This is a genomic window from Flavobacterium sp. CYK-55 (genome assembly GCF_018413465.1).
In the GTDB taxonomy this organism is placed as follows: domain Bacteria; phylum Bacteroidota; class Bacteroidia; order Flavobacteriales; family Flavobacteriaceae; genus Flavobacterium.
The window spans coordinates 213,955-227,521 of record NZ_JAHCDK010000003.1; the positions used below are offsets into that span (position 1 = coordinate 213,955).

Sequence of the window (13,567 nt, forward strand, 5' to 3'; positions counted from 1 at the left end):
GGAACTCGCATTGAGTTCCTTTTTTTATCCCGGAAAGTCATCGCCACCGCCATCACCGTTTTCACGTTTTGGTTGTTTTTCGCGATCTGTTTTTTGTTTGTTAAATCTAAAAGTTAGTGACAGAGTTATTTGTCTCTGTCTCCATTGCATCTCACTATACGAATTCACATTGAGCAATTGCACTTCATTGATTCGCTTACGTGAATTAAATACATCGTTGATGTTTAGTGCGAGTGTAGCTTTATCTTTAAAAATATCTCGGCTCCAAGCCAAATTCAGAGCGCCCACCGCTTTACTTGAACCTTGAGCTGTTTTTTGAGCAGCATCATAAGTGGCGTTGAGCTGAAAATCAACTTTATAAGGTAAATTCATTTTTGAACCCAAGCGAGCAAACCAAGTTCCGGCTGAATTGTCAAAATCAATGGTTTCAACCGTATTATCTGCTTTTTTATAGCTAAACGAACCCGATGTTTGGGTATTAAAAAAATTAAAATTAGTATTGAGTCGCCACCACTTAACCGGACTATAATTAACCGTGAACTCAAAACCAGTATTTTGACTAGTGGTTAGGTTAAACGGTGTGTTAATAATCACCGGATTTCCGTCAATAAAACGCCCAGATTCAAATCGGACAAACTGAAAAGCATCATGACGAATATTGGTATAAGCCGAAGCACTCAAGGTAATTTTATTGCCCCATTTCTTGAGGTAACTCACATCATAAGCATCAATAAGGGTTGGGTCAATATCCGGATTTCCTTGAAAAATATTCAAATTACTTGAGTAAGATGAAAACGGATTGATGAACCTGCCGCGTGGACGATTGATACGTTTGCTGTAGCTAATCGAAATCGTATTGCCTTGGCTTATTTCGTAATTTAAGAAGATACTCGGAAACCAATTATCGTATTTTTTAATATTGAAATCCTGGGTAGTGTATTGATCAATGACAATTTTTGAATATTCATAACGAAGCCCGAGCAAATAAGAGAATTTCTTGATTTTAGAACCAAATTGTGTGTAAGCAGCCGTTACATTTTCGCGATAATCAAGCGTATTGGTGTAATTGGTATTGGGTGTAAATTGCCCGTTTCCGATTAAATCTTCATCAACGCGAAATTCGGTAAGCATCTTTGAATAATCACCTTTAAAACCAGCCTCAAACTGACTGTCTTTACCCAATGGCAAAACATAGTCAGATTGAATCATGTTACGGTTTTGACGTTGTTTGTTTGATGTTTTCTCAGAAGAAACAAAACTCTGAACCGGCAAAATGGTCGTGCCGTAAATACCTGAAACATCATCGTCATGATTGATTGAAAACGAGGCGTCAACCGAAAATTTATGCCCGTCTTTTGCAAATCGCTGTGTAAAATTGGTGGCATACTCAGCATTTTGGCTCTTGCTGCGCACATCGTTAAATCGTTGATTTTTTAGAAAACTACCGGTAGCAGGATAAATATCATAGGTAACGGTTTCAGGATTTGAACCTTTGTTGTTTCTGAGTGACATTGAATTGGTCCACGACGATTTTTTGCTCGTATACAACTCAACGCCAAAGTTTGCATTCATACCTTCGCTACGTCGGTTATTTTTGCGACGTTCTTCTATGTAATTGATTAGATTGTGCGTTGTGTCAAAATTTTCTTGATTGATTTTGGTATTTCCGGGACTGTCATTTTTTCTGTAGCCTATACTTCCAAAAATATTTGATTCTTCACCTTTAATATTAAAGCTACCTGATATTGCTGAGTTTTCGGGCGAACCAGCCGACAAAACCAAAGTGCCATTTATACCTTGATTTTTGCCTTTTTTAAGTAAGATATTGATGATTCCACCCGAACCTTCGGCATCATATCGCGCAGATGGGTTGGTGATGATTTCAACTTTATCAATCGCATCCGCTGAAATTTGCTTGAGTGCTTCGGTAATATTAATCGCATTTGATGGGCGACCGTCAATCAATATTTTTACATTGTCATTGCCCCTCAAGAGAATATTTCCGTCAGCATCAACACTTACAGAGGGAATATTGTCTAAAACATCACTAACCGTTCCGCCTTTGACCATCAAATCTTGTCCAACATTGTAAACCTTTTTATCAAGCTTGATATCAACGGTACTTTTCTCGGCGCGTACTTCAACTTGCTTGAGTTGTACTGCATCTTCTTCAAGTGGAATCATACCCAAGAACTGATTGTTTTGATAATCTTTGGCTTTGATTTCAAGGGGTTTGAACGAAATAAATTCTGCTTTAGCAATATAATTCCCCGGTACTATCATCACTTCAAATTCACCTTTGGCATTGGTAATGCCGCCACCGATTATTTTAGAGTTGCCGGTATTAAAAAAAGTAATGGTTGCGTATTCAAGTGGTTGTTTGTTGCTTTTTTCAACAATGATTCCTGTAATTTTAATTTTAGGAACATCGGTTCTAGGTCGGTTTTGAGCTTGAAGTTGTATTACATTATGCAGAACTAAGAAAAGCGCAACAAAAAAGTGTTTGGTCATGATCAAAATTTAAGGCGTAAAATTAAGTTTTGCATTTCAGAATATATCTTAATCTTACGTTAAAGCAGTCGTTAAATAATTTCATTAACGCGTTCCCACGGTCGGGCAATTACAGCTTTATTCCCGTTAACAACAATAGGTCTTTCAATCAAAACCGGATGCTTTGCCAATGCTTTGATGATGGCCAACGGTGTCATTTTTTTGTCTTTGTAATTTTGAATCCAAATAGGTTCTTTTTGTCGGACGAGTTCTATAGGTTTGATATTGAGTTTTTGAATCAAATCTTTAAGTTCATCAACAGATAAAGGCTTTTCAAGGTATTTTACAACTTCAAAACCAGCTGACAATTGTTCTAATTGCAACAAGCATTCTCTTGATTTACTGCATTTAGGATTGTGATAAATAATCATATTTATTTTTTTACAAAAGAACCAATTAAATTTCTAAATTTAGAACATACAATCATTATTTTATGTTTATAGAACAAGGCATCAACAGCGAAAATAAATTCTGGAAATATTTATTGGGATCAATTATAATTATTGGAGCATCGTTAATTGGGCAAATTCCCCTTTTAATAGGTGTGATGTTCAAAACTATAGGTAACGGTAAAATGATGCCCGACAGTGAAAATGATTTAATGAAAATGTTTGATCCAAACATGGCTTTGTTTCTAATTATGATTTCGTTTTTGTTTGCCGTAGGTGGAATATACTTAGTTATGCGTTATTTACACAAACAAACCCTGCATTCCATCATTACTTCTAGAACAAAAATTGATAAAAAGCGCATTATCTTTTCATTCATTATTTGGGCTTTACTCAGTGTTATTTCAACGGTAGTGACTTATTTTGACAGTCCGGGTGATTTTGTTGTTAATTTTCAACTTTGGCCTTTTTTAGGATTATTCATCATTGCCGTATTATTGATTCCGATACAGACCACTTGTGAAGAACTCGTTTTTCGGGGATATCTCATGCAGGGTTTTGGCAATTTAGCACATAATAAATGGTTTCCATTACTGATGACTTCAGTTGTTTTTGGGTGCATGCACATCTTTAATCCTGAGGTTCAAAAAATGGGCTACATTATTTTGATTTATTATATCGGAACCGGACTCATGCTCGGTATCATGACTTTGATGGATGAAGGAATGGAACTTTCTCTGGGTTTTCACGCTGCGAATAATTTAATCGGAGCTTTGTTGGTTACCTCAGATTGGTCAGCTTTACAGACCAATTCAATTCTAAAAGATTTATCAGAACCTTCAGCAGGCATTGATGTCATTATTCCGGTGGTGGTCGTTTACCCGATATTACTTTGGGTTTTCAGCAAAAAATATCATTGGAACAATTGGACAGAAAAACTAACGGGCAACTTAACTACACAACATGAACACTCCGACTTATCACAACGTACACAACAGTTTTAAACTCGATGGGTTTCATTTAAATCGAGAAGATTTATGCCGAGTTGCCTATAGTTTTATCAAAGAAGGTGAGGCGCACGAAAAACCGGTAGGCAGTTTTATTCTCGATTGGTTTGATGACCGTCCGTATATTGAAATGCGCACCTCAGGCACCACCGGAAAACCCAAGGTAATTCGCGTTAACAAACAAGCCATGGTTGCATCAGCGTTGGCCACTGGTGATTTTTTCGGGCTTGAACCCGGCCAAAAAGTTTTGCATTGTTTGCCGGTTCAATTCATCGCCGGTAAAATGATGTTTGTGCGCGGTTTCATCCTCGGTTTAGATATGGATTTTGTAGCCCCGAATGCACATCCGCTTCAAAAAATAGAATGTGACTATGATTTTGTGGCGATGGTTCCGCTGCAAGCGCAAAACTCCATCAAACAACTCAAACATGTTAAGAAGATGATTGTGGGTGGAGCAAGCATGCATCCGAATCTTGAAAAACAACTCGTCAAACTCAAAACCGAATCATACGAAACCTACGGCATGACCGAGACCATTACACACATCGCAGCCAAAAAAGTAGGAGAGAAGGCCTTTACGGTTTTACCTGGGGTAACCATTTCGTATAACGAAAACAATTGTTTGGTGATTCACGCGCCGAGCATTTCTGATGAAGTCATCATCACCAACGATTTGGTTGAACTGGTCAATGAAAATCAATTTGTATTTATGGGCCGATTTGACAATGTAGTCAACAGCGGCGGTATCAAACTTATTCCGGAGCAAATCGAGCAAAAACTCAAATTGCACATCTCTGAACGATTTTTTGTATCCGGATTACCCGATGACAAACTCGGCGAAAAATTAGTATTGGTCGTTGAAGGCGCTCAACATGAAATGGATCAAGATGTTTTTTCAGAACTCAGCAAATATGAAAAACCCAAAGAAATTTATTTTGTACCCAAGTTCAAAGAAACCGAAACCGGAAAAATCATTCGTAAAGAAACTTTAGAAATGATATAAAAAAAGCGCTTCCATTGAGAAGCGCTTTTTATTTTTAAAAGTTAATGTTCCATTTTAAAATAATAATCGGCTGAGTGTTTTCCGGAGCCATAAAACAAAAAGAAAACGCCCAAAGAAAAAACTGCGGTTGCCGTGATTAAATTGTTTGCATTCATAACTCCGGCAAAGTTGATGGCTATGGCTCCCATAAAAATGGGTAATTGTGCCATAATAGCCCAGCGAGTCAATAATCCGAAGATCATCATGATTCCGCCCATAATATGAGCCGCAGCAATGTAGTGAAAGGTGAGCATGCCACCCATAAAATTACTCACCGGAGCAATCAAATCTTCAAAAGCTCTGCTGTGGGTAATGAACGAAGCTCCTTTGTATATCAAAAAAATACCAAAGGAAATTCGCAGCGTGTCTAAACCATAGTTGGTGTGAGCGTTGGCCCATTTGTTCAAACTTTTTACCGTTGTGTTCATAGCGAATAAGTTTAAAATTGAAAACTAAGTTATTCACAATAAACGCTATACAGGTTTATTTTAGCATAAAGTTTCAACAATTTTACCAACCAATTAATGAACGATGTTTAATTGATAGAAGAATTTCTGTTGGTTGAAATTTTCAGATTTAGGGCGCTTTTTGAATTTAATCTTGGTATTGACCCAATGGTTTGAAACGTTAATTCGGTTAGATTTTCCGTTATTTAATATTTCAACAGGTAAACTAAAATGAAGCTCATCAGTTTTCCATCGCAACTGAAGCATTTTATTTTGATCCCTTTTAATTTCTAGAATCGGTAAATTTTTATGCTTGAGATATTGATTAAAAACTGGGGTCAAATCAAGTCCGGTTTCTTGATTGAAGAATGAAATTACAGTGGGTGTATCAATTATCTGATGTTTGAATTGCGTACTATATTTTAAAATCAATGCCCACCATTTTACATCATCGTTCAAAATATGACGGATGGTATTGAGCATCAGCGCACCTTTGTAATACATATCGCCCGAGCCTTCATTGCCCACGCCATAAGCGCCTATAATGGGTTTGTCATTTTGAACATTGCGTTTGAGTCCGTTGATGTAGGTTTGTGCTTTCTCATATCCGTACAAACACTCTAAATACACACTTTCAGAATAACAGGTAAAACCTTCGTGTATCCACATATCAGCCACATCTTTTGAGGTAATGCTGTTGCCAAACCATTCGTGCCCACTTTCGTGAATGATGATAAAATCAAACAACATTCCCTCGCCGGTACCCGATAAATCATTGCCCAAATAACCGTTCATGTAATGGTTTCCATAGGCTACAGCGCTCTGGTGTTCCATGCCTAAATAAGGCGTTTCCACCAATTTGTAGCCATCTTCAGCAAACGGATAAGGGCCAAATTTACGCTGAAAGCAATCCATCATGGGCTTCACTTGCTCAAACTGAATTTTGGCTTTAGATTCATTCTCACGCAACACATAATAATCCAAATCAAGGCCTTGATACGAATCGCCTATCAAAACATAATCGCCCACATTGAGCGTAATATCGTAGTTATTGATCGGGTTTTTAACCTCCCAATCCCAGCGCGTATAACCATTATTCAGGTTGGTGCTGCCCATGAATCGGCCATTTGAAACATTCATCAGCCCATTCGGGACGGCCACTTTAATGCTGCAACCCAAATCAGGCTCATCGGTTTGCGAATCTTTACACGGAAACCACAAACTAGCGCCGGTGCCTTGAACTGCTACGCCCACCCAGTCTTTTCCGGCTGAATCTTTTGTAAACACAAAACCACCATCCCAAGGCGCATGCTTGGCTATGTGCGGCTGTCCATGATAATAAAAGCGCAATTTTTGCTCGGAATCTTTGAGCAAAGGTTGATCAAATTTTACAAAAACAGCATTAAATTCACGTTCAAACTTGAGTGGCTTTCCTGATAAAACAATGCTGTCAATAAGCATATTCTCAAACAAATCAAGCTGAATTTTGGGCGTATCTTCAACCGTTTTAAAAGTAATTTCATTGTACCCCGACAGTTTTTTTTCGGCCGGATTAAGTTGCAAATTCAAATCATACCGAAGCACATTATAGCAACTGCGCTCAAAACGCATTCCGCCAAAAAGTGAATCTTTTCGCGTGAAATTTTCTTGCGCCTGAGCCAGCGAACTGCACAAACCGACACTCAAAACAAAAAGATAAAAGCTTCGAATCATGGTTTTTGTATTTTAATATTGATCATTAGGGCGTGCCCCTGCGGGTCGCGCTTTTCGTTTCAAGTCCTCGCTGCACTGCGGGCTTTTCACTGCAATCGCTCACGCAAAAGTGTCCCGGAAAAAGCAGCTTAAACTTGTAAAACTCCGAGGTTGAATTTTTTCTCAATCGGAGCGTGGTTGGCTGCTTCAATACCCATCGAAATCCAAGTTCGCGTATCCATCGGATCAATAATGGCATCGGTCCACAATCGAGCTGCTGCATAATACGGCGAAACTTGCGCATCGTAACGCGCTTTGATTTTGTCAAATAGTTCTTGTTCTTTTTCAGGCGTAATTTCTTCGCCTTTGGCTTTGAGTGAAGCAGCTTCAATTTGCAAAAGTACTTTGGCTGCTTGCGCTCCGCCCATTACGGCCAATTCGGCACTCGGCCAAGCAAAAATCAATCTCGGATCATAAGCCTTTCCGCACATGGCGTAATTTCCGGCACCGTATGAGTTTCCGACAACCACAGTAAACTTGGGCACTACTGAATTAGAAACCGCATTGACCATTTTGGCTCCGTCTTTAATAATACCGCCATGTTCTGATTTTGAACCCACCATAAATCCGGTCACATCTTGCAAAAACACGAGTGGAATTTTCTTTTGGTTGCAATTGGCAATAAAACGCGTGGCTTTATCAGCAGAATCTGAATAGATGACTCCGCCAAACTGCATTTCACCTTTTTTAGATTTGACTACTTTGCGCTGGTTGGCAATGATGCCCACGGCCCAGCCATCAATGCGCGCATAGGCGGTAATAATGGTTTGTCCGTAACCGGCTTTGTATTCGTCAAATTCAGAATTATCAACCAAACGCTTAATGATTTCATACATATCGTATTGTTCACTGCGCATTTTGGGTAGAATACCAAAAATCTCTTGCATGTCAAGTGCAGGCTTTTCAGCTTTTACACGGTTGAAACCTGCTTTTTCAAAATCACCAATTTTACCGACTACGCTTTTAATTCGGTCAAGCGCATCTTTATCGTCTTTGGCTTTAAAATCAGTTACACCCGAAACTTCACAATGCGTTGTAGCACCGCCCAAAGTTTCATTGTCAATGGTTTCGCCAATGGCGGCTTTGACTAAGTAACTTCCGGCCAAAAAGATGCTTCCGGTTTTGTCTACAATCAGTGCTTCATCGCTCATAATCGGCAAATAAGCACCTCCGGCTACACAACTGCCCATCACGGCCGCAATTTGGGTAATGCCCATGCTTGACATAATGGCGTTGTTGCGAAAAATGCGGCCAAAGTGTTCTTTATCCGGAAAAATTTCATCTTGCATCGGCAAATAAACACCGGCACTATCCACTAAGTATATAATAGGTAATCTGTTTTCAATGGATATTTCTTGGGCGCGTAAGTTTTTCTTACCAGTAATCGGGAACCAAGCACCCGCTTTTACTGTGGCATCATTGGCCACCACAATACATTGTTTCCCTTGAATATAACCCATTTTCACAACGACGCCACCTGAAGGGCAACCTCCGTGCTCGGCATACATACCGTCACCGACAAAAGCGCCTATTTCAATGCTTTGTGCATCTTTATCCAATAAATAATCAATGCGTTCACGCGCGGTCATTTTGCCTTCTGAATGAAGTTTTTCAATGCGTTTTTGCCCTCCACCGAGTTTTACTTTGGCAAATTTTTGTTTGAGATCTGAAAGGAGTAATTTGTTGTAATCTTCGTTTTTATTGAAGTTTAAATCCATAAAAATGTTATTTCTGTAGTAATTGTGTTGAAGGTTAAACTGCTTTTTTAAGGCTTTGCTAAAGTACGAAAACGTTTGAATTAATGTTATGAAATTTAAAACGCAACATTAAATCAACTTTAATAAAATGTTAAAGATATAACCGCATCTTATTGTTGTGTTAATATTAATTTAACATTGACTTTTTAGTTTTGCCACATCTAAAATTCAACTTATCATGAACTTAAATCGCGTTTTTCAATTTTTAGTACCAAAAGACACCAAGTTTTTTCCTTTGTTTGAAATGGCATCAACCAATTTGATTGCTTTGGCCGAAACTTTACACGAAGCAGTTAATGCACCGAAAGGCGAAAGAGAAGAGTATTTCAAAAAAATTGAAGAACTCGAAGCGGTGATTGAAGATATTACACACAAAGCCCACTTAGAACTCAGTCGCAATTTTATTACGCCATTTGATCGCGAAGATATCTATTCTTTGTTTAAATCAATTGACAATGTAGCCGGAAATATCCACGGAGCAGCCAGTAGAATGCGTATGTATCAGGTTGAGAAAATTACTAAATCTATCAGAAAATTAACTGAAATAAATCTTGAAGCTTGCCAACTTATTGGTGTTGGAATCAAAGAATTAAAAGATTTAAAAAACATCAAATCCATTAAAGATACTTGCAAAAAAATCAACAAGCTTGAAAGCAAGGCCGACAATGTTTTTGACAAAGCCGTAGCTGATATTTTTGAAAACGAAACTGATGTTAAAAACATCATCAAATACAAAGAAGTGCTTTCGGCTTTGGAAATAGCCTCTGACAAATGTAAGAGCGTGGCCAATGTCATGGAGCAAATTTCTGTCAAACATTCATAATTGCGATTGACGATGACTTTATTACTCATTATCATTCTACTGGCCTTATTCTTTGATTACATCAACGGATTTCACGATGCGGCCAATTCAATCGCTACGATTGTAGCTACCAAAGTGTTGACTCCTTTTCAGGCAGTACTTTGGGCTGCTTTTTTTAACTTCTTGGCTTACTGGGTTTTTGGATTTGGTGTGGCCGATACGGTGGCCAAAACAGCCAAAACCGAGAACATCGATTTGGTAGTTATTTTGGCCGGAATCATAGCCGCTATTATCTGGAACTTGTTTACTTGGTGGAAAGGAATTCCTTCGTCATCATCGCATACCTTAATCGGAGGATTTGCCGGAGCAGCTATTGCTCATGCAGGGTTTAATGTAGTCAACTGGTTCAAACCAGCCAAAGAAGGCGATTTGTTTCCTTCAGGGGTATTGGTTGTGGTTGCTTTTATTGTTTTAGCACCACTCATCGGTATGATTATATCTTACTTTGTTTCGCTCTGGCTGATGTATTCATCACGTAAAAGTATTTATCCGAAGTTATTTACCATAGCGCTGATGCTGATTGTAGCTTGGTTTTTATCAACGGTATTGATTCCGTATGAGGACATCAAAAAACCAAGATTTGAAAACGAATTTTGGGCTTTTATGACCGAACCCGGAAATATCAAATGGTTCCTGGTGGCCATTATATTCTATACTTTGGCGATTTTTAATTTATTCTTCAGTACTTTTTCAACAGCTAAAGCTGAATCAATTCTGAAAAAAATGCAGTTGATATCCTCAGCATCATTCAGTTTAGGACATGGCGGAAACGATTCACAAAAAGTAATGGGAATTATTGCTGCTGCGGTAGCCGTTTATCTCAATACACATCCGCACACCAACATGACTTTAGGATGGTTAGACTTAAATGTCGTTTTGCCTTCTGAAAAAGACGGTGTTAAAATTGAAGGGCAAATGCCGGGCTGGATACCGCTGACTTGTTATTCTGTTATCGCATTAGGAACCTTGAGTGGTGGTTGGAAAATTGTAAAAACCATGGGCTCAAAAATTACCAAAGTTAATGCTTTTGAAGGCGTGGTTGCCGAATCGGCCGGTGCGCTTACTTTATTTAGTACTGAGCATTTCAAAATCCCAGTATCAACAACGCATACCATTACAGGTTCGATCATTGGTGTTGGTGTTACCAAACGTATTTCTGCGGTTCGCTGGGGCGTGACAGTTAATCTATTGTGGGCATGGGCGCTGACTATTCCGGTTTCGGCCATTATTGCTGCCTTGACTTACTATCTTTTAAAAATATTTATATAACCACAAACTCCCGATTTTACAATTGGGAGTTTTTTATTTTAATACCATGAAGCGCCTAAGCTTAATCATTACCTTACTTTTTGTATTTAATATAAAAGCACAAGTAAAAACCGAAAATAAAGCACATCACGACAACGATATTCGTCTTTCAACTTTGCCGTATTACAGTTACGGAAAAGGAATCGGGCTAACCTCACCGGATAGTTTGTTTCAGTTTAACATCCGATTTAGAATGCAAAATAGAGCTACTTACTTTAAAAATGATGGAGAAAGAGGAGCTTACGGAGCCGAAATTCGCAGGCTGCGTTTGCGCTTTGACGGTTTTGTAGTGAATCCTAAATTTTTATATGCCATTCAATTATCCTTTGCGCCAGGCGATGTTGGTGAGGTAAAAGAAGGTGAAAACATAAACATTATTCGTGATGCGGTTTTCATTTATCGCCCCAACAAACATTGGAATTTTAGTTTTGGTCAAACCAAATTACCCGGAAACCGTCAGCGTGTGAATTCATCCGGAGGTTTGCAATTAACCGACAGAACCATCAATAATGGGAAGTTCACTATTGATCGCGATTTTGGTTTTCAAATCCACAACCTCAATGAATTCAAGGATAAATTTTCATATAATTTCAAAGCCGCAGTATCAACCGGCGAAGGTAGAAATTCAACCGATAAGCCTGATGATGGTGTAGCTTTTACCGGAAAAGTTGAGCTTTTGCCATTTGGTGCCTTTGCCAAAGACGGAACCTATTTTGAAGGCGATGTGATTCGCGAAAAAAAACCAAAACTGATGATTTCTGGTGCATTTCAACAAAACAATCACGCACGTAGAACTCAAGGTCAATTGGGTGATGATTTGTATGAAACCCGAACCATGAAATCAGTATTGCTTGACGCGATGTTCAAATACAACGGCTGGGCTGCCATGGCCAGTTATATGTCACGCATGACACCTGATAACGCCATTACAGTTAATGCATCTGATCCGACTTTGAGAAAATATGTTTACACCGGAAACGGTTTTGATTATCAGCTGAGTTACAACACCAAAAAGAACTATGAATTCATCGGTAGATATTCTATCCAAAATACATCAAAAGACATTAGATCTTTAACCCCCAACACACGTCAATACACTTTTGGAGTAACAAAGTATTTGTGGGAACACACTTTTAAATTGCAAAGCGAACTCACTTTTGACCAATTACAATACTATAACGGAACCTCAAAAAACAACTGGTATTTGCGTTTTCAAGTTGAAATTGGCATCTAATCTTTGGCCAATTCAATCAATTTGAGCAATGTTTTAAAATTCCGGCTTGTTGCTTTTAATTTGAGTTTACTTTCAATGACTTGATTGTTGAGTTTTGTATTGGCTGCAGAATCAGCATACCACAAATACATCACACGATTCTTGAAGATAAAACGATCTTGCGCAAAAGTCAATTGTTCAAAGTCGTTTTGTCTGTCCGTTTGTGGAACTTCAGATAAAAAAGTAATGTAGGGTTGTGTAGCGTCTTGCAAATGCTCTGTTGCAAACGGATTGTTCTCTCGAATCCATTCTAGTTCGTCAAGAGTTGTTATGCGCACCGGGACTTCAAAACCAAAATGCTTTAGTATTACTTCAGAAATTTTTGTTTCAAGTTGCTGCTCGTTGCTTTCTGAGCTTTGAAAAATGATATTTCCACTTTGAATGTAGGTTCGAACATTCGCAAAGCCTTCATCAGTCATCACTTCGCGCAACCGTTCCATTTTAATGAGCTTTTGCCCACTAACGTTGATTCCGCGCAATAATGCAATGTAAATTTTCATACCTAAAATTTGTATCCAATTCTACAACCAATAGTGAGAATAACTGTGCTTCCGGAATTTTCGCTTAAATCAACCGAAGCTCGATTAAACAATTGATCAACTCCTTCAACTTCAACATCTTTAGATTTGTCAAATGCTCGATGATTATTTTTGATGTTCCGATACATATATCCACCACCAAAATATGCTTCCAGCACAAAATTATATGGCATAATATATTGATATCCTGCCACAAGTATAGCTCCGGCAGCGGTTTTACGAACACCAAAAGTATCAACAAAACCATTTGAAGTGCTTTCTTGTGTATAACTAATGGTTCTGGTAAATTGATTATATCGGTAAAAAAGTTGCAAGCCGTTATAAAATCCGCTGTTTCTTTTGTCGGTACTCTTCCAATACCAACGGGTTTCAAAATTAGCCTTGAATCCTCGTGGTTTGTCATAAATCGTATCGAGTAACTGATTTTTATAATTGTAGAATTGATGGCCTATTTCAAGGTTAACACCAATATTTTTGTTGATTCTTTTTTCAATAGCAAAAGTGATGGTTGGAAAAGTCAAAAAATCAATTGAATGTGTTGGATTATATTTAACAATCCATCCTTTTTCTGTGTTGTTCTCTTGCGAAAAAGCAAATACGGTAAATAACGAAAATAAAACTACAGCAAACTTTTTCATCATA

The 13,567-nt window shown here is 38.3% G+C and carries 12 protein-coding genes; 5 read left to right on the forward strand and 7 right to left on the reverse strand.

Translation table 11 applies throughout. From position 1 onward, the window contains the following. Nucleotides 1-24: 24 nt before the first annotated feature. Nucleotides 25-2,511, reverse strand: a complete 2,487-nt coding sequence (locus tag KIH23_RS05580; protein ID WP_213211842.1) for an outer membrane beta-barrel family protein — start codon at nucleotides 2,509-2,511, stop codon at nucleotides 25-27. 71 nt (nucleotides 2,512-2,582) lie between these two features. Then, nucleotides 2,583-2,921, reverse strand: coding sequence for an arsenate reductase (glutaredoxin) (gene arsC, locus KIH23_RS05585; protein ID WP_213211844.1), 339 nt, complete (start codon nucleotides 2,919-2,921; stop codon nucleotides 2,583-2,585). Between the two features lie 62 nt (nucleotides 2,922-2,983). On the opposite strand from arsC, the gene KIH23_RS05590 reads away from it, so the two are divergent. Together KIH23_RS05590 and KIH23_RS05595 are read left to right on the forward strand one after the other, a co-directional pair. Beyond that, the gene (locus KIH23_RS05590; protein ID WP_213211846.1) at nucleotides 2,984-3,943 is read left to right on the forward strand and encodes a CPBP family intramembrane glutamic endopeptidase; all 960 of its coding nucleotides are present in this window, start codon (nucleotides 2,984-2,986) and stop codon (nucleotides 3,941-3,943) included. Further along, nucleotides 3,903-4,949 (forward strand): AMP-binding protein, encoded by a 1,047-nt coding sequence (locus tag KIH23_RS05595; protein WP_213211848.1) that lies wholly within the window; start codon nucleotides 3,903-3,905, stop codon nucleotides 4,947-4,949. Before KIH23_RS05590 ends, KIH23_RS05595 begins: the two co-directional genes overlap by 41 nt. A 41-nt stretch (nucleotides 4,950-4,990) precedes the next feature. On the opposite strand, the gene KIH23_RS05600 is transcribed toward KIH23_RS05595, so the two are convergent. The 3 genes from KIH23_RS05600 to KIH23_RS05610 all read right to left on the reverse strand — a co-directional run bounded on the left by KIH23_RS05600 (nucleotide 4,991) and on the right by KIH23_RS05610 (nucleotide 8,904). After that, entirely contained in the window at nucleotides 4,991-5,416 is a 426-nt protein-coding gene (locus tag KIH23_RS05600) for a DoxX family protein (protein ID WP_213211850.1), read from the reverse strand. Nucleotides 5,417-5,509: 93 nt separating this feature from the next. Further along, nucleotides 5,510-7,147, reverse strand: coding sequence for a M1 family metallopeptidase (locus KIH23_RS05605; protein WP_213211852.1), 1,638 nt, complete (start codon nucleotides 7,145-7,147; stop codon nucleotides 5,510-5,512). A gap of 128 nt (nucleotides 7,148-7,275) precedes the next feature. Continuing rightward, nucleotides 7,276-8,904 carry an acyl-CoA carboxylase subunit beta gene (locus KIH23_RS05610; protein WP_213211854.1) on the reverse strand — a complete coding sequence of 543 codons (1,629 nt, stop codon included), beginning with the start codon at nucleotides 8,902-8,904 and terminating at the stop codon, nucleotides 7,276-7,278. Nucleotides 8,905-9,121: 217 nt separating this feature from the next. Here KIH23_RS05610 and KIH23_RS05615 point away from each other — a divergent pair, with 217 nt between their 5' ends. The 3 genes from KIH23_RS05615 to KIH23_RS05625 are packed head-to-tail and all read left to right on the forward strand — an operon-like array spanning nucleotide 9,122 to nucleotide 12,347. Next, entirely contained in the window at nucleotides 9,122-9,766 is a 645-nt protein-coding gene (locus KIH23_RS05615; protein WP_213211855.1) for a DUF47 domain-containing protein, read from the forward strand. Nucleotides 9,767-9,778: 12 nt separating this feature from the next. After that, nucleotides 9,779-11,074, forward strand: a complete 1,296-nt coding sequence (locus KIH23_RS05620) for an inorganic phosphate transporter (protein ID WP_213211857.1) — start codon at nucleotides 9,779-9,781, stop codon at nucleotides 11,072-11,074. 46 nt (nucleotides 11,075-11,120) lie between these two features. Next, nucleotides 11,121-12,347, forward strand: a complete 1,227-nt coding sequence (locus KIH23_RS05625) for a porin (RefSeq protein WP_213211859.1) — start codon at nucleotides 11,121-11,123, stop codon at nucleotides 12,345-12,347. On the opposite strand, the gene KIH23_RS05630 is transcribed toward KIH23_RS05625, so the two are convergent. After that, nucleotides 12,344-12,886, reverse strand: a complete 543-nt coding sequence (locus KIH23_RS05630; RefSeq protein ID WP_213211861.1) for a DUF1697 domain-containing protein — start codon at nucleotides 12,884-12,886, stop codon at nucleotides 12,344-12,346. The two genes, KIH23_RS05625 and KIH23_RS05630, sit on opposite strands and share 4 nt — an antisense overlap. Nucleotides 12,887-12,888: 2 nt before the next feature. Then, nucleotides 12,889-13,566 (reverse strand): DUF3575 domain-containing protein, encoded by a 678-nt coding sequence (locus tag KIH23_RS05635; RefSeq protein WP_213211862.1) that lies wholly within the window; start codon nucleotides 13,564-13,566, stop codon nucleotides 12,889-12,891. Nucleotide 13,567 lies beyond the last annotated feature (1 nt).